The 23990-nt window shown below is 59.6% G+C and carries 26 protein-coding genes; 22 read left to right on the top strand and 4 right to left on the bottom strand.

Translation table 11 applies throughout. From position 1 onward, the window contains the following. Positions 1-72: 72 nt before the first annotated feature. Entirely contained in the window at positions 73-423 is a 351-nt protein-coding gene (locus RHSP_RS22565; protein WP_004123667.1) for a carboxymuconolactone decarboxylase family protein, read from the bottom strand. 75 nt (positions 424-498) lie between these two features. On the opposite strand from RHSP_RS22565, the gene RHSP_RS22560 reads away from it, so the two are divergent. Continuing rightward, positions 499-1473, top strand: coding sequence for a cupin domain-containing protein (locus RHSP_RS22560; RefSeq protein ID WP_004123666.1), 975 nt, complete (start codon positions 499-501; stop codon positions 1471-1473). A gap of 3 nt (positions 1474-1476) precedes the next feature. Here RHSP_RS22560 and RHSP_RS22555 read toward each other — a convergent pair whose 3' ends face one another. Beyond that, positions 1477-2601 (bottom strand): NAD(P)/FAD-dependent oxidoreductase, encoded by a 1125-nt coding sequence (locus tag RHSP_RS22555; protein ID WP_004123665.1) that lies wholly within the window; start codon positions 2599-2601, stop codon positions 1477-1479. Positions 2602-2810: 209 nt separating this feature from the next. On the opposite strand from RHSP_RS22555, the gene RHSP_RS22550 reads away from it, so the two are divergent. Then, complete coding sequence (locus tag RHSP_RS22550) at positions 2811-3893, top strand: dipeptidase (RefSeq protein ID WP_004123662.1); 1083 nt, start codon at positions 2811-2813, stop codon at positions 3891-3893. Positions 3894-4071: 178 nt separating this feature from the next. Here RHSP_RS22550 and RHSP_RS22545 read toward each other — a convergent pair whose 3' ends face one another. Beyond that, positions 4072-5259, bottom strand: coding sequence for an MFS transporter (locus RHSP_RS22545; RefSeq protein WP_004123658.1), 1188 nt, complete (start codon positions 5257-5259; stop codon positions 4072-4074). Positions 5260-5572: 313 nt separating this feature from the next. Between RHSP_RS22545 and RHSP_RS22540 the strand changes: the two genes are divergently transcribed. The 15 genes from RHSP_RS22540 (at position 5573) to RHSP_RS22470 (ending at position 19843) form a co-directional block, all read left to right on the top strand. Further along, positions 5573-6739 (top strand): GGDEF domain-containing protein, encoded by a 1167-nt coding sequence (locus RHSP_RS22540; RefSeq protein ID WP_004123655.1) that lies wholly within the window; start codon positions 5573-5575, stop codon positions 6737-6739. Positions 6740-6836: 97 nt separating this feature from the next. Continuing rightward, positions 6837-7229, top strand: a complete 393-nt coding sequence (locus tag RHSP_RS22535) for a hypothetical protein (RefSeq protein ID WP_004123652.1) — start codon at positions 6837-6839, stop codon at positions 7227-7229. Between the two features lie 93 nt (positions 7230-7322). Beyond that, positions 7323-7550, top strand: coding sequence for a hypothetical protein (locus RHSP_RS22530; RefSeq protein WP_037153987.1), 228 nt, complete (start codon positions 7323-7325; stop codon positions 7548-7550). Beyond that, positions 7547-8992 (top strand): TolC family protein, encoded by a 1446-nt coding sequence (locus tag RHSP_RS22525; RefSeq protein WP_004123647.1) that lies wholly within the window; start codon positions 7547-7549, stop codon positions 8990-8992. Before RHSP_RS22530 ends, RHSP_RS22525 begins: the two co-directional genes overlap by 4 nt. Before the next feature lie 12 nt (positions 8993-9004). After that, on the top strand, positions 9005-10351 hold the full coding sequence (locus RHSP_RS22520) for a multicopper oxidase family protein (RefSeq protein WP_004123644.1): 1347 nt from the start codon (positions 9005-9007) through the stop codon (positions 10349-10351). A 35-nt stretch (positions 10352-10386) separates the two neighbouring features. After that, entirely contained in the window at positions 10387-10866 is a 480-nt protein-coding gene (locus RHSP_RS22515; RefSeq protein ID WP_004123624.1) for a cupredoxin domain-containing protein, read from the top strand. Positions 10867-10892: 26 nt separating this feature from the next. Further along, positions 10893-11177, top strand: a complete 285-nt coding sequence (locus RHSP_RS22510) for a copper-binding protein (protein WP_004123622.1) — start codon at positions 10893-10895, stop codon at positions 11175-11177. A 483-nt stretch (positions 11178-11660) separates the two neighbouring features. Next, positions 11661-12548 carry an amino acid ABC transporter permease gene (locus RHSP_RS22505; RefSeq protein ID WP_420820104.1) on the top strand — a complete coding sequence of 296 codons (888 nt, stop codon included), beginning with the start codon at positions 11661-11663 and terminating at the stop codon, positions 12546-12548. Next, positions 12548-13309 carry an amino acid ABC transporter ATP-binding protein gene (locus RHSP_RS22500; protein WP_004123619.1) on the top strand — a complete coding sequence of 254 codons (762 nt, stop codon included), beginning with the start codon at positions 12548-12550 and terminating at the stop codon, positions 13307-13309. Before RHSP_RS22505 ends, RHSP_RS22500 begins: the two co-directional genes overlap by 1 nt. Positions 13310-13347: 38 nt before the next feature. Next, on the top strand, positions 13348-14178 hold the full coding sequence (locus RHSP_RS22495; RefSeq protein ID WP_004123617.1) for an ABC transporter substrate-binding protein: 831 nt from the start codon (positions 13348-13350) through the stop codon (positions 14176-14178). Positions 14179-14308: 130 nt separating this feature from the next. Further along, on the top strand, positions 14309-15181 hold the full coding sequence (locus tag RHSP_RS22490; RefSeq protein WP_037153860.1) for a polysaccharide deacetylase family protein: 873 nt from the start codon (positions 14309-14311) through the stop codon (positions 15179-15181). After that, positions 15178-16074: a polysaccharide deacetylase family protein gene (locus RHSP_RS22485; RefSeq protein WP_004123612.1), complete on the top strand. Its 897-nt coding sequence runs from the start codon at positions 15178-15180 to the stop codon at positions 16072-16074. The genes RHSP_RS22490 and RHSP_RS22485 overlap by 4 nt, the downstream gene beginning before the upstream one ends. Then, positions 16064-17425: an MmgE/PrpD family protein gene (locus tag RHSP_RS22480; RefSeq protein ID WP_004123611.1), complete on the top strand. Its 1362-nt coding sequence runs from the start codon at positions 16064-16066 to the stop codon at positions 17423-17425. The genes RHSP_RS22485 and RHSP_RS22480 overlap by 11 nt, the downstream gene beginning before the upstream one ends. A gap of 48 nt (positions 17426-17473) precedes the next feature. Next, on the top strand, positions 17474-18862 hold the full coding sequence (gene argH, locus RHSP_RS22475) for an argininosuccinate lyase (RefSeq protein ID WP_004123609.1): 1389 nt from the start codon (positions 17474-17476) through the stop codon (positions 18860-18862). 75 nt (positions 18863-18937) lie between these two features. Beyond that, positions 18938-19843, top strand: a complete 906-nt coding sequence (locus RHSP_RS22470; RefSeq protein ID WP_004123607.1) for a LysR substrate-binding domain-containing protein — start codon at positions 18938-18940, stop codon at positions 19841-19843. An 84-nt stretch (positions 19844-19927) separates the two neighbouring features. Here RHSP_RS22470 and RHSP_RS22465 read toward each other — a convergent pair whose 3' ends face one another. Further along, entirely contained in the window at positions 19928-20437 is a 510-nt protein-coding gene (locus tag RHSP_RS22465; protein WP_157385406.1) for a hypothetical protein, read from the bottom strand. Positions 20438-20570: 133 nt separating this feature from the next. Between RHSP_RS22465 and RHSP_RS22460 the strand changes: the two genes are divergently transcribed. The 5 genes from RHSP_RS22460 to RHSP_RS22440 are packed head-to-tail and all read left to right on the top strand — an operon-like array spanning position 20571 to position 23980. Further along, complete coding sequence (locus RHSP_RS22460; protein ID WP_037153977.1) at positions 20571-21410, top strand: transporter substrate-binding domain-containing protein; 840 nt, start codon at positions 20571-20573, stop codon at positions 21408-21410. Between the two features lie 54 nt (positions 21411-21464). Next, positions 21465-22127: an amino acid ABC transporter permease gene (locus RHSP_RS22455; RefSeq protein ID WP_004123601.1), complete on the top strand. Its 663-nt coding sequence runs from the start codon at positions 21465-21467 to the stop codon at positions 22125-22127. Between the two features lie 4 nt (positions 22128-22131). Then, a complete protein-coding gene (locus RHSP_RS22450; RefSeq protein ID WP_004123599.1) occupies positions 22132-22791 on the top strand; it encodes an amino acid ABC transporter permease in 660 nt (219 codons plus the stop codon). A gap of 12 nt (positions 22792-22803) precedes the next feature. After that, positions 22804-23574: an amino acid ABC transporter ATP-binding protein gene (locus RHSP_RS22445; protein ID WP_004123596.1), complete on the top strand. Its 771-nt coding sequence runs from the start codon at positions 22804-22806 to the stop codon at positions 23572-23574. Positions 23575-23590: 16 nt separating this feature from the next. Beyond that, on the top strand, positions 23591-23980 hold the full coding sequence (locus RHSP_RS22440) for a RidA family protein (RefSeq protein WP_004123593.1): 390 nt from the start codon (positions 23591-23593) through the stop codon (positions 23978-23980). The last annotated feature ends 10 nt before the right edge of the window (positions 23981-23990 follow it).

Genomic DNA, 23990 nt, shown 5'->3' with positions numbered 1-23990 from the left:
GATCTTGGAACCTTTGGAAACGGGGTGCGCCGCCACAGACGCCGCATCCCATCGAACCCCGAGAAACCCCGTTCAGCCCTGCTCAGCTGCAGCGGCGAAAGCGTCAAGCGTCCGGGTCGTGTAGACCAGAGCAGCGCCGGCGTTGACGCTCACGGCGATGCCGAGCGCTTCGGCGATCTCACTCGTAGTGGCGCCGGCCTTCTTGGCCGCGGCCGTGTGGACCGTGATACAGCCGTCGCAGCGCAGAGTGACGGCGACGGCAAGAGCGATCAACTCACGCATCTTCGCGTCGAAATGGCCGTCCTTGGCGTTGGCATTGCTTAGCTGGACGTAGCCCTTCACCGTATCCGGCGAAAGCTTTGCCACATCGCCAACCCCGGCGAGAATCTGATTTCGATAGGCGTTCCAATCCATCATATGCATTTTAGGTCTCCTTTGTTGGTGAGGAGACAGTGCGCCTCGCCCGCTCCAATGTTGATATCCGCCAGGCGCAACGATATGACCGAACGGATCAAAAGGCCCGGGGCATCCATGAGCGGACATCATGACGTACTGAGCTTGCTTGCGCCCATGCTCAGGGTGCGGCCCGAGTTGCAGGACTTCTGCCGCTTTGGCGGCGACTGGAACTCGCCACATGCGCCCGAAGCAAAGGGCTGGGCGGCATTCCATATCGTGACCAAGGGTGCCTGCTCAGTGGAGCGCAAGGGGCAACCGACGGTCCGTCTGGAGGCGGGCGACGTGCTGCTGCTCCCCCATGGTGATGCGCATGTTGCTCGTGGCGGTGACGGACGAGGCCCTATGCAGACCATCGGGACCACCCAAAAGAACGCCATCCGCATCAAGGAGACGCAAGGCGCGGAGTTCGAGACTGAACTGATCTGCGGCCGGCTGTACCTGGAAAGCGCCGCCGACAATCTGCTGCTGCGCCTGCTGCCGCATGCCATCGTCCTTCGGCTCAGCGGGCAACACGCCTGCAGCATGCTGGTCGAGACCATCCGCGAGGAACTGGACGCCGACCGCACGGGCGCAGCGGCTATAGCGCGCGACCTGGCCAGCGCGCTGTTCGTCATGCTACTGCGGGCACATCTGGAGGCGGAGCCTCCCGCAGACGGGCTGCTGGCCCTGCTCGGCCATCGCGAAACGGCAAAAGCTGCGCTTGCCATGCTCGGCGAGCCTGCTCGGGAGTGGAGCCTGGATGAACTGGCCTCCATCGTCGCGGTTTCGCGGGCGACACTGGTCCGCGCCTTTCGGCGCATATGCGGCATGCCGCCTTTGGCATTTCTGACGGAAGTACGGCTTTCGATCGCGCGGAACCGCATTGCCCACACGGCCGACGCGCTGGGTGAGATCGCTGCCGATGTCGGCTACCAATCCGAGGCGGCACTGAGCCGTGCGCTCCAACGCCACTTCGCCATCAGACCCGGCGCCTTGCGCCGATCCGCACGTCTGGCGGCAGAACCGACATTGGCCTGAGCATCAGGTAAACCGTTCTGGCCGGAAGGTTGCCAGAAGCGGATGACGCTTGCCGGTGGCGATCTCGTCAGCAAGCAGTTCTCCCGCGATCAGGCCGAGCGTTGCGCCGCTGTGGCTGAAGGCAACGAAATAACCAGGGATCGCCTGCAACTCGCCGAAAACGGGCTCGCCATCGCCCGGAATGGGTTTGGGGCCGACACCGTAGTCACCGATTTCGAGCTGCGGATTCCCTTCCAGCACCTTTGAAGCTTCCAGCAGCAAACCTTCGAGCGTCGAAGGCTTGATCTCGTAGCTGCCATCGGCATTCACGATCACCTCTTCTTCCGACCAGGCAGAATCCAGTGCAAAGGCGCCGTCGGGCGTCGGCCGAATGGCAACCCGCGGCGTGTTCAGCACCGCCTTCAACGGATGCTTGATCGGCTTCGTCCGAACGAGAAGCGCAATCGGCGTATCGTCGCCGATATGCTGCCCAGCTTCTGCAACGATCGCCGGCACTTCGCCGCCGGCAGCCAGCAGCACGGCATCGGCCGACCAATGGCCGCCTTTCGCGGTCGTGACGCCGCGGGCGCGGCCATCCTGCACCTCGACCATCGCCCGGCCGGCATCGGTGACGATTTCGCCACCTAGTGCCCGGAACTCTTTGGCAAGAACGCCGATCAATGACGGCAGATCGACCCAGCCTTCGCCCGGATTGAAGATCGCCCCCTGCCGTGTCACCGAGCGGGCATCGACGCCCGGCGTCGCCTTGGCAATCTGATCGGGCATCAGTAGCTGGGCATGATAGCCAAGCTCACGCTCATAATCGAAAACCGCAGCAATGTCGTTGCCGGCATCATCGGCATCCCAGGTCAAGCCGCCATCGAAACGCAGCGAGGCAGCGTCCGGATATTTGGCCGAGAGCGTGCGATAGCGGTCGATCCCCGCCAGGCGCAGCCGATGATAGGCATCGGACCGGCGCCGCGCCGAATTCAGCCAGGCAAGCGAGCGGCCCGACGCACCGTTTGCCAACGGTCCGTCGTTGACCAGGGTTGTTCGAATGCCGAGCCGTGCCAGATGAACGGCCGCGGAGACCCCGAAGATACCGCCGCCGACGACAACGACTCTCGAGGGAGGAGTGGGAGCGCGCATATTGGAAAACCTTGTCAATAGTGAATGTTGCGTTCGAGAGGGCGCCGGAGCTCCCGCGGAAGACGGGCGTGCAAATTATTTCTGTGAGAGGCATCCGACACACTTTCGATTGGCCAACCGTGTGGGTACAACCCCATCGCAGATTGATTGCGCAACTCTCATCACCATAGCTGTGAGTTGTACGAGCTTTGACAAAGGAGATCTCTCTCGTGGATTCGACTGCCGAAACTTCAGCCATCGTCCCCATCTTCGATGGTCATAACGACACGCTGCTCCATCTCGCCTTCAGCAAAGAAAAATCAGATGTGGCGATGTTCGGCAAGAGCGACGGTTCCGGGCATATCGATCTGCCCAAAGCTCGTAAGGGCGGTTTTGCCGGCGGCTTTTTCGCCATGTTCCCGCCGCCCGTGACCGAGATGAACATTGATAAGGAGATGCAGGGCGCAAGCTACGATCTGCCCTTACCGCCGCTCTTACCGCTGGAGAAGGCACAGGCTTCCACCATCGCCATGCTGTCGGCCATGCTGCGGCTGGAGCGCGCCTTTCCCGTTGATTTGGCCATCTGCCGGAGTGCTACCGAAATCCGCGCCGCCATGGCGACAGACAGGATCGCAGCGCTCCTGCATATCGAAGGAGCCGAGGCGATCGATGCCGATTTCGCCAATCTCGACGTGCTTCATGCCGCGGGCCTGCGCTCGATCGGGCTGGTATGGAGCCGCTCGAACATCTTCGCCCATGGCGTGCCCTTCCGCTTCCCCGGCTCGCCAGATACCGGTCCCGGCCTGACGGATGCCGGTCGCGCATTGGTGAACGAGTGCAACAGCCGCGGCATCATGATCGACCTTTCGCATCTCAACGAGCAAGGCTTCTGGGACGTTGCCGGGCTGACCACCGCGCCGCTCGTCGCGACGCATTCCAATGTCCATGCTTTGTGCCAATCCACGCGCAACCTCACCGACAAGCAGCTGGACGCCATCAGGGAAAGCCGCGGCGTGGTGGGATTGAACTTCGCCACCTGTTTCCTGAGGCCGGATGGCGCCATGCGCGCAGACACCGATCTGGATGTCATGGTGCGTCATCTCGATTATCTGGTCGAGCGCCTTGGCGAAGACGGGGTTGCTTTCGGATCGGATTTCGACGGAGCAGTCATCCCCTCGGACATCGGCAGCGCCGCAGGCTTGCCGCGCCTGATCGAGAGAATGCGCAGCGCCGGCTATTCCGAGCCGCTGCTGCGCAAGATCGGCCACGAAAATTGGCTGTCCCTGCTGGAAAGAACGCAGGGTCAAGCCTGAAACAGGCGTTTCGATCGGAAGGACGCAGGAGCTTGCAGGCGTTCCTATCTGGGAGAAGGGCATGCCTTCTCCTTTCGAACACAGCCTGACGGATTTTCGCGAAATTGAGCGGTAAACGCCGCCGCTCGCCGAATTGTCATTCACGGCCACTTCGCGCCAAATCCGGGCGGCGGCGAAATTAAGCTAGAACCGCATTGGGTGGGACGGCACCGCTGCGCTTTTCACGCATCGCTGAGAGGACGGCAACTAGGCAGGCCAGAGCAAGCGCTACGGCACCAAGCACCGGCAAACTGCGATAGCCATAACCACCCTCAAGCAGAGCGGCACCGACGACCGCTGCGATCGCAATACCAATATTGAATCCCGATGGAATGAGCGAGGATGCCAGGCTCGGAGCGTCGGCGGTCCACATCAGAATGCGAGCCTGGATCGGGGTGCCAATGGCGAAATTAAGGGCACCCCAAACAAAAATCGTCACGGTCATCAGTAAAGGATATGGGCAAACCAGATAAAGAATGGCGAGTGTTGCGGACTGAACGGCAAGCAGCACGATGAGCGAGGGCATCAGTTTCCAGTCTGACAGCCTCCCGCCTATGAATACGCCCAGCGTGGCTCCGACGCCATTGAGCAAGAGCACCCACGGAATGACCAAGGCGTTAAGACCCGTCACCTCCTGCAAAAGAGGCGTTATGTAGGTGAACGGCACCATTTGCCCGATCATCAGAGCGAGCATCATGATAAGGGAAGTCCAAACCTGCTGGCGGCCAAGAACGCGGACTTCGCGGCCAATGTTGCCGGATTGCTGACGTTCGGCCTTCGTTGGCGGGATCAAGGCCGATATCGCAACCAATGCGAGGACGCCGACAAAGGTCATCGCCCAAAAAGTCATGCGCCACCCCCAAAGCCCGCCGATTGCCGCCCCGACAGGCACGCCGATAATGTTTGAGACGGTCAGTCCCGCGAGGATCACGGACACTGCACGTCCCCGAAACGCCTGCGGGACGAGGCCGACGGCGACCACCATCGCAATGCCGAAATAGGCGCCATGCGCAATCGCGGTTACAACTCGGAAAAGGAGCATGGCAGCGAAGTCGGGCGCGAGTGCGCAGGCAATTTGCCCCAGGCAAAAGACGATCGTAAGGGAAATGAGAATGGCACGGCGCGAAACCCGTCGTGTCGCCATGGTCAGAAGCGGCCCACCGACCGCAATTCCCAGCGCATAGCCGGAAACCAGATAGCCGGCGAAAGGGATCGAAACCCCCAACCCCTGAGCCACATCCGGGAGAATGCCTGCGATGACAAACTCGGTCGTGCCGAACGCGAACGCAGCCAGAAACAGAGCGAACAGGGGCAAGGGCAACTTCATCTCCAATATAAAGACATAAGGATTTCTTTATATCACAACCAAGGAGACATCAAGTGCGCATTGGCCGAAGCACTTTCCACGCCGTTGGAATTGCCGTTTCACGCCTGTTCGGTCAGGGAACGCGCGGCGAGCCTTGGAATTCATCATAACGGCTCAGCCCATCGGGATTGAGGGAATCCGGGCAGCGAAATGCGCAGATTGACTCGATGATTTGCTATTTGGGCGAATAGTTCCCGGCCCGTCACGTTCTTCGCAAAATATTCAGCGTTTTCCGCTACGGCAATCACAATGAATGGCCATGCGGTGATACTTGATGATCAATGAATTGGATATGCCAACGGTGCTCTTCCTGCAGAAGACATCTTATATCGCAGGCGCCTTGACCTTAGGCTACTTGCGGCTCACCTCGACTGAAAACCGCGGCGTTGGACTTCTCGCAGCAAGCTTTGTCGTTCTAGCCGTGGCTTCCACCTTGGCCGGATATGCAGAAACCCATCCGGCGCTTTACGGACCGCTGAGCCTGATAAACGTTGTCCTTGCAGTGCTAGGCTATTCCCTGCTCGGCTTGGCATTCATCCTGATCAGCAACCCCGATAGAAAAATCAGGATCGCGCTTGCGCTGGTGCCCGCGGCGTTGACGCTTGCGGCAGGCATTGTCACCGCATTCCATCTAAACAACACCTATCGGGCGTCCGCCTTCAATTTTCTCGCTTGCCTGACAATGGCCGCCACCGCGTTCGTTGTCTTCATGGATGCGCGCCGCGAACCGCTCCCGATCCGCAAGCTGGTCGCGGCAATACTTGCCGCCTACAGTCTCCTGTCGCTGACCATGGCGTTGGAGTTCTGCTTGAACTCCTTCGCTCTGCTCGACGTGGCAAGCGGCTTCTTCCTGATGATCCTATCCAAGTTCGTACTCGCGATCGCCATCGTCATTTTCATCAGCGAGCGACAGCATATCAAGATCAGGCATCTGGCCGAACGCGACGCTCTCACCGGCCTCTACAATCGCCGCTTCTTTAACGAGAATGTCTCCAAGCAGCTGAAAAATGGCGATGCCATTCTCTACCTCGACATCGATCACTTCAAACAGCTGAACGATCGTTGGGGCCATTCCGCCGGCGACGAGGTCCTCGCAAAGATGGCACAAGCGGTGCAGTCGATTTTGCCACCGACCGTTCTGTTCGGGCGTCAGGGAGGAGAGGAATTCATTATTTTCCTTCCGTCTGGAGCCGGAGATCCATTGCTCCTGGCGGAGCGGGTGCGCAAGGCAGTGTCAGAAATACGCTACCTTCGCCTCGGCCCCGATGTCAGTGTGACAGCGAGCATTGGTATCGCACGAGCGAGCAATGACCGTTCATCCCTTTTAGAGCTATGCAGGGAAGCCGACCGAGGCCTTTATCTGGCAAAAGCGGCTGGTCGAAACCGAGTTTGCGACACCGATACCGACTATATTCCCGAAAATTATCTGCGAATGGGATAAGCAGCGTTATCCGGCTGTTCGGCGTTAATCGAGCGACGCGAATCTTGACTTCAGATTGCCCTTGAAAAGGGCCAGGTTTGATTGTAGCTGCTTGCATATGGGCAAATTCTATCGAATCGCACTGAGCAAATTGCTCCTTCTTGTGCGGCTGGCGATCATCGTATCGCTGGCGGGGTATAGCTTGTCCAACGCGAATGCCGCAATGCACGGTTCGGCATTTTCCGAGGTCCGCGCCGAGAGGCAGATGGTTCACGGCGATCATCAAGCCCAGCAGCAGCAAGCCGCCGATAATCATCATGATGATGCATCCGGATTGGCGAAAGATAAGATCGCCAAGCAGGAATGCTGCAAGGATTTCTGCATCGGCTTCGGTATTATCTGCCATGGCTATGACGTCGGCGGATTTGCCGTGTCGTCCATTCGCCAGTTTATCGACGATCAACTCGCGCTTGGCGAGAAGCCCAATTTCGATCGCCCCCCGAATATCTGAATAGGATCTGCCCGCATCTGACGGGTTCGCATGGCTTTTGCCGGGATTTTTCCCGCAATTGCCATTGGCAATCTCCTATTCGGATTTCTAAAGATGAAACCTTCCATAGTCGTGGTGGGGCTGCCCCTGTTCGTCGGCGGCTGCGCATCCAGTTTTCCTCCTGACGTCGTCCCGTCATCGGATGTCGCACAGGCGCGTTCCGTCGCTCCCTTCCAGTACAATTCCCCTGTCTCGGGCTATATCCCGCGCAAGCCCGTCGATCCCAAGCCCTGGCGCCAGCAGAACGACCAGCAGTCTCCAGCCAAAGGAGATGCGTCATGAGCTCAATTCGAACGCTTGCAGCGGTTGCCGCATTTCCAATCATTCTCGGCGGCTGCGTCAGCGGTGCAGACTATGCCGGGAGGGAGGCCGGCTTTTCCGCGGTGTCGACGACGACCAGATCCGCAATCGCGAAGGACGCCGTCTGGGTTCAAAACCAGCAGCAGGCAAAGGCGCTGTCCGCGCAAACCAAGGCTCTCCTTTCTCGAGAGAAGAGCCTGGATGTCGATACTGCCGTCCAGATCGCACTCCTCAACAACAAGGGCCTTCAGGCCGCCTATGCCGATCTCGGCGATAGCGCAGCGGATGCGTGGCAGGCGACCATGCTGCTCAACCCGACAGCTTCCGTTGGCTTGAAGGGTATCGGCACGCCCGAGCTTGAAGCATTCAGGACAATCGAGGGAGCGCTCACGGCCAACATCCTCGCGCTCATGACCAAGAAACGCGATATCGCGCTCGCCGACACGCGCTTCCGGCAGGCACAGCTCAATGCGGCGGTCGCGACGCTGCGCCTGGCCGCCGATACGCGCCGCGCCTGGATCACCGCCGTGGCGGCCGACGAGAATGTCACCCAGCTTCAGCGTGCGCAGACCGCCGCCGACGCGGCCTCGGAACTGGCCGAGAAGCTGGGGGAAACCGGAGCAATGGCAAAAGGCGGCCAGGCTCGCGAGCACGCATTCGCGGCCGAACTTGCCGGAGACGCGGCCAAGGCGCGGCTGGCGGCCAGGCTCGCCAAGGAAGAGCTGACAAGGCTGCTCGGACTTTGGGGCTCGGATATGGAGTACCGGATACCGAACCGCTTGCCGCCTTTGCCGAAGGCGATTGCAAAGCGCGACACCATCGAGACGGATGCCCTTCGCAACCGGATCGACCTGAAGGTTGCCAGACTGGAACTCGAGGCTTCCGCGCAATCCTATGGCCTGACGGAGGCCACCCGCTACGTCACGGATCTGGAGCTCACCACCGGGCTCGAAGCGGAGCGCAGCCGCGAGGATGGGGCCAAGAAGGTCGATTTCACAGGATCGGCCGATATCGGCTTTGCCATTCCCATTTTCGACAGTGGCAAGGCCCGTATGCGAAAGGCGGAGCTCGCCTATATGCGCTCGGCCAACAGGCTTGCAGAAAAGGCCGTCAACATCCGCTCTGAGGCGAGAGCGGCCTATCAGGCCTATCGCTCGAGCCTCGATATCGCCCGTCATTATCGCAACAATGTCGTACCGCTCCGCGCCAAGGTCGAGGAGCAATCGCTGCTGACCTACAACGGCATGATCACGAATACCTTCGAACTGCTCACCGACACGCGTGAGAAGATCAACGCCACCCTGCAGTCGGTCAACGCCAAACGCGACTTCTGGCTGGCGGAAGCCAATCTCGCTCCTGCCATTTATGGCGGCGGCTCATCCTCCGGTTCCTCGGAAACCGCAGCCGCCGGCTCCGGCGAGTAGAAAGGATCCCTCATGTTCAACAGAAGACAGTTCTTCGGAGCGGGAGCGGTGATGCTCGCCGCCGGCGCATGGAGCAAAACATCGGCCATGGGCTTGCCCCATGCCCCCTCCATGGCGTCGGCAGATATGCAGCCGCCCGTTCATCCCACATCGGGACCGGACTACCAGCCGGTCGTCACACTCAACGGCTGGACCCTGCCCCACCGCATGAACAACGGCGTCAAGGAGTTTCATCTGGTCGCCGAACCGGTCGAGCGCGAGATGGCGAACGGCATGACGGCCTATCTCTGGGGCTATAACGGCCAGTCGCCCGGCCCGACGATCGAAGCGGTCGAAGGCGATCGGGTGCGCATCTTCGTCACCAACAAGCTGCCGGAGCATACGACCGTCCACTGGCACGGCATGATCCTCCCCTCGGGCATGGATGGCGTCGGCGGCCTGACGCAGCCGCACATCCCGGTCGGCAAGACCTTCGTCTACGAGTTCGATCTCGTGAAGTCGGGCACCTTCATGTACCACCCGCATTCGGACGAGATGGTGCAGATGGCGATGGGCATGATGGGCTTCTTCGTCGTCCATCCCAAGGACCCGAAGTTCATGCGGGTCGACCGCGACTTCGTCTTCCTCCTCAACGCCTACGACATCGATCCCGGCTCCTATGTGCCGCGCGTCATGGAAATGACCGACTTCAACATGTGGTGCTGGAACAGCCGCGTCTTTCCCGACATCACACCGCTCGTCGTCTCGAAGAACGATCGCGTGCGCGTGCGCGTCGGCAACCTGACGATGACCAACCATCCGATTCATATGCACGGCTACGACTTCGAGGTGACCTGCACCGACGGAGGCTGGGTCAGGCCCGAGGCGCGCTGGCCGGAGGTCAGCATCGACATCCCCGTCGGCGCCATGCGGGCCTATGAATTCGATGCCAGATATGAAGGCGACTGGGCGATCCACTGCCACAAGTCGCACCATACGATGAATGCCATGGGGCATGACATCCCGACCTTCATCGGCGCCGACAAGTCCAAGCTCGCCGCCAAGATCCGGAAGCTTCAGCCTGATTACATGCCCATGGGCACCAAGGGCATGGCCGATATGGGCGAAATGGAAATGCCCATACCCGAGAATACCGTCCCCATGATGACCGGCTGGGGTCCGCACGGCCCCATCGAGATGGGCGGCATGTTCTCGGTCGTGAAGGTCCGCGAGGGTATCTCCGCGGACGATTACTCCGATCCGGGCTGGTACAAGAACCCGCCCGGAACGCAGGCCTGGGAATGGACCGGCGACCTACCGGACCAGACAAGGGCGAAGGATGCCAACACCCAGATCACTCCCAAGCCGACCAACGAATGACCACCATCCATCCAGCAACTGCAAAGGATTTCAGAATGAAGAAACTCGCAATCGCAATCGTGCTCGCAGCGCTCGCAGGCCCCGCTTTCGCATCGGGAAGCCATGCCGGAGGCCATGACGAAAAGCTCGCAGTCGGCGAGCCGGGCGACAAAACCAAGGCGACGCAGACGATCCGCGTCACCATGAAGGAAACCGAAGACGGCAAGATGCTCTTCCAGCCGGCCGTCATCAAGGTCCGCAAAGGGCAGACGGTGAAGATCGCCCTCAAGAACGGCGGCCAAAGCGACCACGAATTCGTGCTCGATCGCGAAGACAAGATCCTCGAGCACAAGGCTGTCATGGCGAAGTTTCCGGAAATGGAACATGCCGACGCCAACTCGATCCGGCTCGCGGCCGGTCAATCCGGCGAGATCGTCTGGAAGTTCACCAACGGCGGCGAGTTCAAATTCGCCTGCCTCATCCCCGGTCATTACGAAGCTGGAATGCAAGGCGACGTGTCCGTGGCGACCAACTGAAGCCTTTACAACCTGGAGAAACAGACATGAAAAATCTCGTTAGAATTGCCCTTATTGCCTCCCTGGCTATCGCCGCCGCCACAGGCGTCCATGCGCAGGAGTTCACCAAGGGTGTGATCAACAAGATCGATGCCAAGACGAGCAAGGTCACGATCAAGCATGAGGAGCTGAAGAACCTCGGAATGCCGGCCATGACGATGGTGTTCACCGTCGAAGATCCCGCCATCCGCACCAAGCTGAAGGAGGGCGCAAGCATCGAATTCGTTGCCGAGCGCGTAAATGGCAAGCTGACCGTCACGCAGGTGAAATAGTTCCTGGAGGCCGGGCTCCTCTGGCCCGGCCTCCATCGTTCCCTTTGACCCCGGTCCCCGGTCGGTTCCCGCCTAGTTCGCGTATGGTGGAGGAGATGCTGCCCGAACGCGGCCTTCCAGGCTCTTCTGAACCCGTCGACGAAGAGGTCGAAAAACTTGGCTTGCCATGGCAAAAAAGCGGCCGCGAAGCAAGCGGGCATACTGCCAGGCTGCGCTTGAGACCGTTTGCGCCAGACACCGACGATCCTTGTCGCTGATGGCCATCGTCGTCGCTCCGACAAATTGTCTCGCAATTCTCAAGCCCACGACAATAGGACACCCCCCGATGGCGAGCTCGATATCGCATCGACATCTCGACATCAATTTATGCGAACAGCGCATAAATTCCATACCCAATTGTCGTTTGCGGATAAATCTGAACGCGGCGTAAGCTCCCTCCAAATTAAAAGATCGAACTCAAATTCGATTCCAGGGAACAACTTCGTGAATAACTCAGCTCTCCATGACCTCGATAAGCTCCAAATTGTGCGGCCACGAAAAATTGGCAACAAAATCATGGCTGCCATATGCATCGCCTTGCTTTTGTTACTAGTGAGGGCCTTCTGGCTGGGCGACATCGCCTGGCAATATGTTTCGGAGAATCTCTTCTCCAGATCCATTTTGTCGGGTGTTTCCAACACGATCATCATGACGTTCTGCGCCATGGTCGTCGGCATCGTTCTTGGCGTTATCGCAGCCATCATGCGCATGTCGGACAATCCGGTTCTGCGCAGTATTTCCGTCGGATATGTCTGGCTCTTCCGCGGCACACCGGCCCTTCTGCAGCTGCTCTTGTGGTTCAACCTCGCCCTGATTTTCCCGAGGATAGGTATTCCGGGGCTGCTCTCGGTGCGCACAGTCGATGTGATGACACCATTCGTTGCCGCACTTCTCGGTTTGGGAATCCAGCAGGGTGCCTATACCGCCGAAGTGGTGCGCGCCGGTCTCCTGTCGATCGACAAGGGCCAGATGGAAGCCGCCCAGTCCATCGGCATGACGAAGCTGCGGGCAACGCTGAAGATCGTCCTGCCCCAGGCGATGCGCGTCATCGTTCCGCCTATCGGCAACGAGACCATCGGCATGGTCAAGCTGACGTCGCTGGCAAGCGTCATCCAATATTCCGAGGTGCTAAGGAGCGTCGAGGACGTCTACTATGTCAACTCGCGCGTCATCGAACTGCTGATCGTTGCCGCCATCTGGTACATGGTCGCCGTCACGATCCTGAGCATAGCGCAGATCTACATCGAACGGCATTTCTCCAAGGGCTGGGGACGGCGTGATGCCGGCGCACAGCATGCGGCCAATCAGGCTCTGGTTGGGGAGGCTGGCTGATGGACGCGATCATCAAGGCGCACGGGCTGCAGAAATACTTCGGCACCTTTCATGTCCTGAAGGACATTAATTTCGAGATCAGGAAGGGCGAGGTCGTCTGCATCATCGGGCCTTCTGGTTCGGGCAAAAGCACCTTTCTGCGCTGCATCAACCAGCTCGAACAGATCGATGCAGGCTATGTCACGGTCGAGGATGAAATCGCCGGCTATCGCCGCGACGGTAACCGGCTGTTCCCGCTGCCGGACCGCGAGATCGCCCGCCAGCGGCAGGCCGTCGGCATGGTCTTCCAGAAGTTCCATCTCTTCCCGCATCGCACCGTCCTGCAAAACATCATCGAAGGCCCGGTCGGCGTGCAGAGAAGGCCGCGGCAGGAGTGCATCGCCGAAGCGCGCATTCTTCTTCAGCGCGTTGGCCTGGCCGACAAGGCCGGCGCATATCCGGGCGAGCTCTCCGGCGGCCAGCAGCAGCGCATCGCGATCGCCCGCGCGCTCGCGATGAAGCCGAAAGCCATGTTGTTCGATGAACCCACTTCGGCCCTTGATCCCGAACTCGTCGGCGAGGTCCTTGGCGTGATGAAGGAGCTTGCCGCTTCCGGCACAACGATGATCGTCGTCACGCATGAGATCGGCTTCTGCCGAGAGGTCGCCGACCGTGTGGTCTTCATGGATGGCGGCATGATCGTCGAAACCGGCACGGCCAGCGAAATATTGGAAAACCCCAGGAATCCCAGAGTGAAGAACTTCATCTCTGCGGTGCTTTAACAACAAAACCTGAAGAAAGATCATCAGAGGAGAATTTCATGAAGCTCATTCATCTCGCTGTTTCGACGGCGCTGCTGTCGCTTGCCGCAACTGCCGCTTTCGCGGGTTCAAGTCTGAACCTGCTCAAGGACGGCGAGCTGCGGATTCTGACGAACCCGATCTACCCGCCGATGGAATTCGTCAATCCGGACAAAGGCACGATCGACGGTTTCGATGTCGATCTGGCAAATGCGATCGCCAAGAAGCTCAACCTCACCACCGTCCTGGTCACCTCTGCTTTCCAGGAACTGCAGAGCGGTCTCCAGACCGGCCGTGCCGACATGATCATCTCCGGCATGAGCGACAATGTGAAGCGTCAAGCGAGCATGGACTTTGTCGACTACATCACCAGTGGCCCGATCCTCTTCACCGTCAAAGCCAATGCTGACACCTACAAGCAGGCGAGCGACCTTTGCGGCAAGACGGTCGCGGGAAGCCGCAGCACGTCTTTCGGCGATAACGTCAAGGATTGGAGCGCGGCAAATTGCGAAGCAAAGAGCAAGCCGGCCATCAAGTTCGAAGGGACAGCGGATTCGAATGCTGCCCGTCTCGGCATGAAGCAGGGCCGCTATGATGCAGTCGTGCAAGGCATCGAGACGATCGCCTATCAAATGCATGTCGAACCAGACACTTACAAGCTGGTCGGCGATCCCCTGCTTAGCAACGACACCTTCGGCATGGGCTTCAAAAAGGATAACGCAGCACTTCGCGATGCAGTTGCCGGAGCGCTCGACGCTCTCATCAAGGACGGCACCTATGATCAGATCCTCAACAAGTGGGGTCTCGTTCACAATGCCGTTCCGAAAGCCGTCGTAAACGGCGTCAAGTAACTTCCATAGGAAGCGCCGCGCAAGAGCGGCGCTTCCCTACACAACGCAAGCAATAGTCAACCGGGGTGTCCGAGCACCCGCGGATGGGTGGTTGCGTCCAAAATACACCTCAAGATGCATGCAGAGTTCCATGACCACGAAGACCGCAACCAAGACGGCAAAACCTCCTCTGTGGCCGGCAGGTCGGCAGTCGGCGGTGGCGCTTGCCTTCGACGTCGACGGCCCGACGGGCGACGCGATGCTCGACGGATCGCTTCTGTCCAATCCGCGCTATTTCACCCAGGGCGCCTATGGTCCCTGGCGGGCCCTGCCGCGGCTACTTGATCTTCTACGCGATTATGATCTCAAGGCGACGTTTTTCGTGCCGACCTGGGTGATCGAACATTGGCCGTCGCAGTGCGAACGCATCCTCAAGGATGCCCACGAAATTGCCTATCACGGTCACTATCACGAGGTCTTCATCGACTGCAGCCGGCAGCAGCAGCTCGACATCATGGAACGCTCCCGCGAGATCTTCCGCAGCCGCATGGGCGTGACGCCGGTCGGCTTCCGTACGCCCTCGGGCGACTGGAGCGAAGAGACGGCCGAATTGCTGCACGAGTTCGGCGTGATCTACTCCAGTTCGATGCGCGGCGACGACCGGCCCTATTTTCACACCACATCTCGCGGCCGCGGACTGGTCGAGATTCCGGGCCGCTGGGACATCGACGACTACACCGCCCTTGCCTATAGCGAGGATCCGGATTTCCCGATCGGCCTCGACCGGATTTCCGGCTACGCCGATGTTCAACGCAACTGGTGCGCCGAATTCGAAGGCTATCACCGCGAAGGACTCTGCTGGACGACGATCCTGCATCCGAAGGTCTGCGCCAAGCCCGGCCGGCTTGCGATCCTCGAAGGCCTCTTCGAAGCGATCATCGCCCATGGCGACAGCGTCTGGGCGACGCACTGCTCCGACATCGCAAAATGGTGGATCGCGCAACATCCGGAGAATGCCGCATGACCAGTATAGCTTCCGAAGCCGTCTGGCCACAGGGCAAGAAATGCGCCGCGATCGTCTCCGTGATCTTCGCTGACGGGCGCGATGCGATTGCACAGGCGCCCGACCTCAGGGGGCGCAACAAGAGCTTTTCAGTCTGGCAATATGGCGCAATGCGCGGCGTGGAACGCCTTTGCAATGCATTTGCTGATGCCGGCGTATCCGCGAGCTGGTTCGTGCCCGGCGCTGTTGCTGAAAAGCATGCACCGCTGCTGCGCGATGTCGTGTCTGCCCGGCATGATCTCGATAGCCACGGCTGGGATTTCGAGCGCTATGACGCCGTGCAGGCACCCGAAGCCATCGAACTCCTCAAGCGCAGTCGCGAGACGTTGAACGCGATCGCTTCGAATGAGGTCTCCGGTTTCCGGCTGCCCACCGGCAATTGGCCGCGTCACTTTGATCGGCTGCTTCTCCAGGCAGGCTATTCCTGGTCGGCATCGTTGAACGGCGACGACTTACCCTATAGTCATCCATCCTCGCTGGTGGAGATTCCGGTTCATAACGAGCTCGAGGACCGGCCCTACTTCCAGTTCAATTTCACCCCGGCCTTTCCAAAGGGACAGGGGCGCATCCCCTCCTATGAAGCGGTCCTCGGCAATTGGATCTCCGAATTCGATGCCTACCGCAAATACGGCCTCTGCTACGTCCTCCAGCTTCGGCCGGAATGGACCGGCACACCCGGCAGGATCGCGCTCGTCGAAGCCTTGCTTAGCCACATCGGCAGCTTCGACGACGTCTGGCTGACGACGGCCGCCGAGGTCGCTCGCTGGCACGGCCGCAACGGCGCCGCACCGGCCGATCATCCGATCAATGTTTACGAAACCTATGTCGATGAGGAGCAGGCCGGTGAGCGATAATCTGGCGCGCGCCCTGGCAGAGCTCGTCTGTTCGACGAGCTTCGACGCCTTTCCCGTCGAGACCATCCACAAGGCGAAGCTTCATATTCTCGATACGCTTGGAGCCGCGATCGCCGGTTCGGCGTCCAGAGAAACGGATGTCGTTGTCGAGATGCTCGGACTTCGAGCGGGAACCGGACTTTCGCCTGTCTGGGGACGGTCGATCGCCTCGGACCCAAGGACATCGGCATTCGTCAACGGCGTTTCCGCGCACGCCTACGAGCTTGACGACAGCGGCGGCTGCGATCATTCCGGCGCTGTGGTCCTGCCCGCCGTGCTCGCCGCAATTGGCGATCGCGATCGGCCGGTGAACGGCCGCGAGCTCCTGCGCAGTGTCGTGCTGGGTTACGAAGTCGGCCGTCGCGTGCTGGAAGCGGTCGGCGGATATGAAGAGCATAACGGTCTCGGCTGGCATTCGACAGGCACATGCGGCGCATTTGGCGCCGCCGCAGCGGTCGGCAGCTTGCTGAACCTCCAAGCGACTGCCATGACCTCGGCACTTGGCTCGGCCTGCTCCTTTGCCGGCGGAACCTGGGCCTTCATCCACAATGGCAGCTCGACCAAGAAGCTTCATGCCGGCCGCGCCGCCGAAGGCGGGCTCATGGCAGCCTATCTCGCCAAACGGGGCTTCGAAGGTCCCGACAGCGTTTTCGAGGCGGAGCGCTGGGGAAGTTTCTTCGCAACCTTCGGCGCGGGCAAGGGCGATCCGCAGGCCCTTGTCCGCGACTTCGGACTTTCTTGGCGGCTCAACCGATGCTCCGTCAAGCCGCACGCCACCTGTCGCGGCACGCATGCGGGGATCGACGCGCTGGATTTGCTGCTTGAGCATCATGACCTCAAGGGCACAGACATCGCGGCCATCGAGGTTGATATCAGCGGTTTCCAATATGGCATGTGCGGCGGCAAGGTCATCGAGTCCCGAGCGCAGGCGCAGATGAGCCTGCCCTACGCATTGGCTGCCAGGCTGCATTACGGCAAGGTTTTTCTTGCGGAGCTGGAAGAGGCTGCCTGGTCGGCAGTGGAGATCGGGTCGTTGATGGATCGCATCTCCGTTCGCATCGCTCCGGCGATGAAGGATGAAGACGAACCGGCGATTACCATCGTGACTGTCGCTGGCGAGCGGCATCGGCTCGTCGTCGAGTTTCCCCTCGGAGGCCCACAGAACCCACTGAGCGACGAACGGCTGATCGGCAAGTATGCCGCGCTCGCCGGAATGATATTGCCGGCCGCAAGGGTCGATGCCCTCAGAGACTTTGTCCTCGACCTTGAAAACCAGATCGACGCCCGCAGCCTGCTTGTGCTGCTTCAATAGAGGATGCGCCCGAGGAAGAGCGGCATCCGTTAAAAAGGGAAGACCGAGATGAGAAACCAGAAAGAGGCCACATGGTCCCCACTGTTCAAAGAGGCAGTTTCAAGGGACTTCGAAAGCTTCCACGAATGCCTTGATCAGGACAAGCGCATAGCGCTGCACGATGTTGCCGGCTCCAAGGTTCATGCCGAAATGCTGGCGCGCGCCGGTATCATCGCTCCCGAAGAAAATGCAGCCATCCAGACCGGGCTCGACCAGATCGCCGGTGAGATGCGCTCCGGCACCTTTGAATGGAAGCCAGAACTCGAAGATGTCCATACCAATGTCGAAAACCGGCTGACGGCGCTGATTGGCGATGCGGGAAAGAAGCTGCACACCGCCAGGTCGCGCAACGATCAGGTGGCAACCGACATCCGCCTTTATGCGCGGGAACAGCTGGATCTGCTGAAGGACGATCTGAAGACGCTGATCGGCGCCTTCGTCGATCTTGCAGAAAACCATGCCGATGCGATCATGCCCGGATTCACGCATCTGCAGGTCGCCCAGCCCGTCACCTTCGGTCATCATATGATGGCCTATGCCGAAATGTTCCGGCGGGATCTCGATCGCGTCGGTGCCGCCCGCGAACGGCTCAATGTCTCGCCGCTTGGGGCGGCCGCGCTGGCGGGTTCAGGTTATCCTATCGATCCCGAGTACAGCGCTTCCCGGCTCGGCTTTTCGCGCTCGTTTGACAATTCTCTCGATGCCGTTTCCGATCGCGACTATGTCGTCGACATCTGCAGCGCCGGTTCGATAATCATGGGGCATCTGTCGCGCTTCAGCGAGGAGGTTATTCTGTGGTGCACGCCGATGTTCGATTTCATCGAAGTCGGCGATCAGTTCTGCACCGGTTCCTCGATCATGCCTCAGAAGCGCAATCCCGATCTGGCGGAACTGGTGCGCGGCAAGGCGGCCCGCGTCATCGGCAATCTTGCCTTTTCCGCGGCGCTGATGAAAAGCCAGCCGCTTGCATTCAACAAGGACCAGCAGGAATCGAAGCCGCCGCTGACCGACACTTTCGAAACCGTCCGTGCGGCCGTCAGTGTCACGGCCCAGATGCTTCCGACCATCAAAGTGAAGCATGAGAAGATGCTGTCGGCCGCCAACCAGGGCTATTCGACGGCGACAGACCTTGCCGATTACCTCGTGCGCGCCGGACTGCCGTTTCGCGATGCCCACCACGCCGTTGCGGCAATCGTCGGCGCGGCGCGCGACAAGGCGCTCCCGACCCTTTCGCAGCTTTCGCTCGCCGATATGCAAGTCTTTGCGCCATCCATCCGCGAGGATGTCTTTGAGGTGCTGACGGTCGAGGGATCGGTCGCCAGCCGCGATCACAAGGGCGGAACGGCACCACGCCGGGTCAAGGAGGCCGCTCGGGCGGTGCGCCAAGCAATTGCCTGAGCGTATCGGTTGCCATTCGATCCGCATGCTTTAAAGCTTGTGGCTTCCGATAGCAGCAGGGAAGCCGGATAAGGGATGGAGCCGAGATTCGATCGTAACAGGTTGCCGCCGTTGCAAACGCTGCAGACCTTTTCCGTCGTTGCGGAAACGGGCAGCTTCACGACCGCGGCAGCCGAGCTCAATCTCAGCCAAAGCGCCATCAGCAGGCAGGTTCAGCAGCTCGAACACTATTTCGGTTGCAGCCTGTTTGAGCGCCATACCCGCAAAGTGGCGCTGACGGAGCGCGGCATGGCGCTGATCCCGATCGTCGACAGCCTTCTTGCATCGCTGAAGACCTCGTTCGAAGCAACGCGGATGACGGTAAGCTCGTTGACTGTCCGCATGCCGCCGACGTTTGCACGAAAATGGTTCCTGCCACGCCTGCCGGATCTTCACAGCCGTCATGACGATCTGAATATCAATATCGACACCGCATGGTTCCTGCGACCTACCTTTTCGGTTGGCGACATCGACATGCTCATTACCTACGGCAACGGTCACTGGCCTGGCATGGATGTATTGCCGCTGCTGCGCGAGCGGCTGACGCCCATGTGTTCTCCGCAGCTCCTTTCCAGGCTTGGCGATCCGCCCGACGTGAAGAACCTGCAAGATTGCGTCCTGCTGCACTCCAACCCTCGTCATAGCGACTGGACGCTCTGGCTGCAGGCTGAAGGGGCCTATTCGTTCCAGGCTTCTCGCCATCAGGTCTTCGACACGCAGGACTTCGCAATGACGGCGGCTGCGAGCGGCTATGGGGTGACGATGGGCGATCTCGCCTTTTCAAAGCAGGATCTGCAAAGCGGCGAGTTGGTCGCTCCTTTTGAGAGGATCATCGACAGCGGTTACGGCTACTATGCGCTTTGGCCAGCCCGGGCCGAAGCGCGCCAAAAGGTGCACGCCTTCGCGGACTGGCTTAGGGACGCCAGCGCCGATCCGGATTGAGCCTAAACACCGGTGAAGGGACGCACGTGCAGGGCTGAGCTGTTAAGAGCGACGTCCGTTCAACAGGCGTCCTCCTCGTATCTCTCAGGCCTGTGCTTTACCGCCACGCTTCGGCTTGCCGGCATCCATCGCTCCCTCGGCTGCCTTTGCAAAAGCCGCTTTGGTGGACGCGGATGTTCGAACCATCGCCTTCGAGGTGGGCGTCTTCGCCTTTGACGTGGTCACGTTCAGCGCGGCTGCAACGCAGGCAGTTTTTCCAAGCGCCTCCTGAAGGATGACATCATCATCCGCATGCAGGGCGAGGTCATTTGGAAACTCCGCGATTTGTCTGGCCCCGGCTCCGAAATCTACTGGCGGGTATCTTTTATTGGGTTCGCGCTCAATTGCATCTTCGCGACCGCAGATAGCGCCTGCGTCTTGATGTGCGGGTAGATCCGAAGGCCACGACTCTCTGTCATATATTTGGAATCGCTCAATATTTCGTTTCACGGCGTCAAGATCGGCGGAGATGTCGATTGCGGTCATGGAAACCCCGTTCAAGGACATAGCCACCTCGGAAACAGAAGAATGCTGCAGTACCAAAAAAGCGATCATTTTGGATCGCTGCAGCTTTTTTTGGCGGCGCGGCTTGACAAGTCACCGCCGATACCGCTTCCTGTGTCAATCCAATAAAACGGACGCATGTCCGGAATATTGGACAAAACACATGTTTCACAAGGGGAACGCCATGACGTCTTCTTTTCGCGTCGGCCTGATCGCTTTGGCCGCAGCTACAGTTCTTTCCAGCCCAGTTTTCGCCGCAGGAAGTAAGCTCGATGAGGTGCTTGCTCGCGGTCACCTCGTTATGGGGACGGGCAGCACAAATGCGCCTTGGCACTTCAAGAGCGCCGACGACAAGCTTCAGGGTTTCGATGTCGATATGGGCCATATCATCGCCAAGGCCCTTTTCGGCGACCCTAACAAGATCGAGTACGTCAACCAATCGTCTGACGCTCGTATCCCGAATATTACGACCGACAAGGTCGATATCACCTGCCAGTTCATGACCGTCACCGGCGAGCGTGCGCAACAGATCGCCTTCACGATCCCATATTATCGCGAAGGCGTCGGGCTCATGCTCAAGGCTGACGGCAAATATGCCGACTACGCGGCGCTGAAGGCTGCCGGCTCATCGGTAACGATCTCGGTCCTGCAGAACGTCTACGCAGAATCGATGGTCCATGCGGCGCTCCCGGGCGCAACCGTCGACCAGTATGACTCCGTCGATCTCATCTATCAGGCACTGGAATCGGGCCGTGCGGATGCGGTTGCCACCGACCAGTCGTCGCTTGCCTGGTACATGACCCAGAATCCAGGGAAATATAAGGACGCTGGTTACGGCTGGAACCCGCAGACTTACGCCTGCGGCGTCAAGCGCGGCGACCAGGATTGGCTGAATTTCGTCAACACAGCTCTTCACGAGGCCATGACCGGCGTTGAATTCGACGCCTACGCCAAGTCGTTCAAGACCTGGTTCGGCAAGGATCTGACGCCTCCGCAGATCGGCTTCCCGGTCGAATATAAGTAACTGGCCCGAGGGAGCGGGTCTTTCCCGCTCCCTCCTTTAAAGGGGCGGCCTGCCATGGGTTATACGCTGAACTTCGCTGCCGTCTGGCGCAATTTCGATTTCCTTCTTAGCGGCTTGATGTTGAGCCTCGGCCTGGCGGTGATCTCGATCTTGATCGGGGCCATCCTCGGTCTGTTCGTCGCCTTCGCACTGCTCTCCCGGAACCGCGCCGTGGTCGCGCCGGCGCGAATCTACGTTACCGTAATTCGAAATCTCCCCATCCTTGTGCTCGTCTTGTTCGCGTTCTTCGCGTTGCCGCAGATGGGCCTCCGGCTGGACAAGATTAAGAGCTTTGTCCTGGTTCTCTCGCTCTATTCGGGAGCCTATCTCGCCGAAGTTTTCCGCGCCGGACTGCTCTCGATACCAAAGGGGCTCACGGAAGCCGGTCTGGCAATCGGCCTGACGTCGATGCAGATACGCACGTCGATCATAGCGCCCCTGATGATCCGCAACGTTCTCCCGTCGCTGTCGTCGACCATTATCTCCCTGTTCAAGGATACATCCCTCGCTGCAACGATTGCGGTGCCCGAACTTACCTTCGCGGCGCGCAAGATCAACGTCGAAAGCTTCCGCGTCATCGAGACCTGGATGGTTACATCCGCCCTCTATGTCGTGACCTGTTTCCTCATTGCCGCCGTGATGCGCCTGGTCGAGCGGCGTCTGGCCTTGCCGAGGTAAGCCGATGTCTCACACTTTTCTCGAACAATTTTGGATCGCCCGCTACGTCATCCTGAACGGGATTGCGATGACCGTATCGATCTCGCTCCTGGCCATTCTCGCCGGCTCGATCCTCGGCGTTTTCGTCGGTCTCGCTCTGGTTTACGGAAACGGCGTGCTGCGTCTGATCGTGCGAGCCTATACGGACGTCATCCGGGGAACGCCGGTCTTGGTACTCGTCCTTGCCAGCTACTACGTCTCGAGCGCGGTTGGCATCGAACTCGGCCCTTTTTCTGCGGGCGTTCTGGCGCTGGCGATCTTCTGCTCGTCGCATGTGGGGGAGATCGTGCGCGGTGCGCTGCAGGCGGTCCCGAAGGGACAAACGGAAGCGGCGAAAGCCATCGGGCTGACGTTCTCCCAGACGTTTACCTCGGTCCTTTGGCCACAGGCGCTGCGCCAGTGCCTGCCGGCCTGGGTCAATACGGCGGCGGAAATGGTGAAGGCATCGACGCTGCTGTCGGTTATCGGGGTTGCCGAGCTGTTGCTTCGAACGCAGGAGATCATCTCCCGCAACTTCATGAGCCTGCAGTTCTACTTCCTGGCCGGCGCTCTCTATTTCATCGTTAACTTCGGTATCGAACGCTTCGGCAAATTCGTCGAGCGCAAGACCACCCTACCATCTTGAGGAGGCCGCGTGATGGCCAAGACAATGCTTGAAATCAAGGGCCTGCGGAAGACCTACGGGCAGCACGAGGTTCTCAAAGGCGTAGACTGCTCGGTGGAGGAAGGCGAGGTCATTTCCATCATTGGTTCGTCCGGTTCGGGCAAGACGACGATGCTTCGCTGCGTAAACATGCTGGAGGAATTCCAGGGGGGCACGATCAGCCTCGACGGCGAAGAGATCGGTTACCACGTCGAGGGATCGACGCGCCGGCGAAAGAGCGAGAAGGAGATCGCCCGTCAGCGTGCGCTCACGGGCATGGCTTTTCAGCAGTTCAATCTCTTTCCGCACATGACGGCGGCTCAGAACGTCATGCTTGGGCTGATCAAGGTCAAGAAGATGCCGAAGGCCGAAGCGCGTGGGATTGCCGAGCGCTGGCTGGATCGTGTCGGTCTGTCGGCACGGACCAATCATTATCCCGGCCAGCTTTCCGGTGGGCAGCAGCAACGCGTGGCGATTGCCCGCGCGATTGCGATGTCGCCGCGGCTGATGCTGTTCGATGAAGTGACCTCGGCACTTGATCCCGAGCTGGTTGGCGAAGTCTTGCAGGTCATCAAAGGTCTCGCAGCGGACGGCATGACCATGCTGCTGGTTACGCATGAGATGCGGTTTGCCTACGAAGTGTCGTCGCGGGTCATCTTCATGAACCAAGGCGTCATCTGCGAACAGGGCGATCCAAAGGAGATGTTCCTGAAGCCGAAGACGGAACGGCTCGCGGAGTTCCTCAAAACATCGAGCTTCAACTAGAAGGAAAGGCAAGAGAATGACGATCAAGCGTTATGGCACCGGCGAAAAGGGTGCCGGCGGACAACCACTTCCTTTCGCACGGGCTGCCGAAGCCGGCGGCTGGCTGTATGTTTCCGGTCAGGTGCCCATGGAAAAAGGCGAGATTGTCGATGGCGGAATCGTCGGCCAGAGCCGCAAGGCCATCGAAAACCTGATTGCCATCCTCAAAGAGGCGGGCTACAGCCTTGAAGATGTTGTGCGCGTCGGCGTGTGGCTTGACGATCCGCGCGACTTCTGGAGCTTCAATGGCGTGTATGCCGAGTATTTCGGCGAAAATCCTCCGGCACGCGCTTGTGTCCAATCGCGCATGATGGTCGACTGCAAGGTCGAAGTCGACTGCGTGGCCTACCGCGCAGATCGCGCCTAATTTTGGAGAA

The organism is Rhizobium freirei PRF 81, assembly GCF_000359745.1.
In the GTDB taxonomy this organism is placed as follows: Bacteria; Pseudomonadota; Alphaproteobacteria; order Rhizobiales; family Rhizobiaceae; genus Rhizobium; species Rhizobium freirei.
Note: the sequence above shows the minus strand (reverse complement) of the source record. Positions and strands in the feature narration are given on the sequence as shown.

What these genes read in the sequence shown, in the direction of transcription:
- RHSP_RS22460 (WP_037153977.1), top strand. Translation starts at nt 20,571, where the DNA reads ATGACGTCTTCTTTTCGCGTCGGCCTGATCGCTTTGGCCGCAGCTACA.
- RHSP_RS22500 (WP_004123619.1), top strand. Translation starts at nt 12,548, where the DNA reads ATGGACGCGATCATCAAGGCGCACGGGCTGCAGAAATACTTCGGCACC.
- RHSP_RS22560 (WP_004123666.1), top strand. Translation starts at nt 499, where the DNA reads ATGACCGAACGGATCAAAAGGCCCGGGGCATCCATGAGCGGACATCAT.
- RHSP_RS22485 (WP_004123612.1), top strand. Translation starts at nt 15,178, where the DNA reads ATGACCAGTATAGCTTCCGAAGCCGTCTGGCCACAGGGCAAGAAATGC.
- RHSP_RS22530 (WP_037153987.1), top strand. Translation starts at nt 7,323, where the DNA reads ATGAAACCTTCCATAGTCGTGGTGGGGCTGCCCCTGTTCGTCGGCGGC.
- RHSP_RS22565 (WP_004123667.1), bottom strand. Translation starts at nt 423, where the DNA reads ATGCATATGATGGATTGGAACGCCTATCGAAATCAGATTCTCGCCGGG.
- RHSP_RS22450 (WP_004123599.1), top strand. Translation starts at nt 22,132, where the DNA reads ATGTCTCACACTTTTCTCGAACAATTTTGGATCGCCCGCTACGTCATC.
- RHSP_RS22470 (WP_004123607.1), top strand. Translation starts at nt 18,938, where the DNA reads ATGGAGCCGAGATTCGATCGTAACAGGTTGCCGCCGTTGCAAACGCTG.
- RHSP_RS22465 (WP_157385406.1), bottom strand. Translation starts at nt 20,437, where the DNA reads ATGATCGCTTTTTTGGTACTGCAGCATTCTTCTGTTTCCGAGGTGGCT.
- RHSP_RS22520 (WP_004123644.1), top strand. Translation starts at nt 9,005, where the DNA reads ATGTTCAACAGAAGACAGTTCTTCGGAGCGGGAGCGGTGATGCTCGCC.
- RHSP_RS22445 (WP_004123596.1), top strand. Translation starts at nt 22,804, where the DNA reads ATGGCCAAGACAATGCTTGAAATCAAGGGCCTGCGGAAGACCTACGGG.
- RHSP_RS22540 (WP_004123655.1), top strand. Translation starts at nt 5,573, where the DNA reads ATGATCAATGAATTGGATATGCCAACGGTGCTCTTCCTGCAGAAGACA.
- argH (WP_004123609.1), top strand. Translation starts at nt 17,474, where the DNA reads ATGAGAAACCAGAAAGAGGCCACATGGTCCCCACTGTTCAAAGAGGCA.
- RHSP_RS22440 (WP_004123593.1), top strand. Translation starts at nt 23,591, where the DNA reads ATGACGATCAAGCGTTATGGCACCGGCGAAAAGGGTGCCGGCGGACAA.
- RHSP_RS22495 (WP_004123617.1), top strand. Translation starts at nt 13,348, where the DNA reads ATGAAGCTCATTCATCTCGCTGTTTCGACGGCGCTGCTGTCGCTTGCC.
- RHSP_RS22455 (WP_004123601.1), top strand. Translation starts at nt 21,465, where the DNA reads ATGGGTTATACGCTGAACTTCGCTGCCGTCTGGCGCAATTTCGATTTC.
- RHSP_RS22490 (WP_037153860.1), top strand. Translation starts at nt 14,309, where the DNA reads ATGACCACGAAGACCGCAACCAAGACGGCAAAACCTCCTCTGTGGCCG.
- RHSP_RS22555 (WP_004123665.1), bottom strand. Translation starts at nt 2,601, where the DNA reads ATGCGCGCTCCCACTCCTCCCTCGAGAGTCGTTGTCGTCGGCGGCGGT.
- RHSP_RS22545 (WP_004123658.1), bottom strand. Translation starts at nt 5,259, where the DNA reads ATGAAGTTGCCCTTGCCCCTGTTCGCTCTGTTTCTGGCTGCGTTCGCG.
- RHSP_RS22525 (WP_004123647.1), top strand. Translation starts at nt 7,547, where the DNA reads ATGAGCTCAATTCGAACGCTTGCAGCGGTTGCCGCATTTCCAATCATT.
- RHSP_RS22515 (WP_004123624.1), top strand. Translation starts at nt 10,387, where the DNA reads ATGAAGAAACTCGCAATCGCAATCGTGCTCGCAGCGCTCGCAGGCCCC.
- RHSP_RS22535 (WP_004123652.1), top strand. Translation starts at nt 6,837, where the DNA reads ATGGGCAAATTCTATCGAATCGCACTGAGCAAATTGCTCCTTCTTGTG.
- RHSP_RS22510 (WP_004123622.1), top strand. Translation starts at nt 10,893, where the DNA reads ATGAAAAATCTCGTTAGAATTGCCCTTATTGCCTCCCTGGCTATCGCC.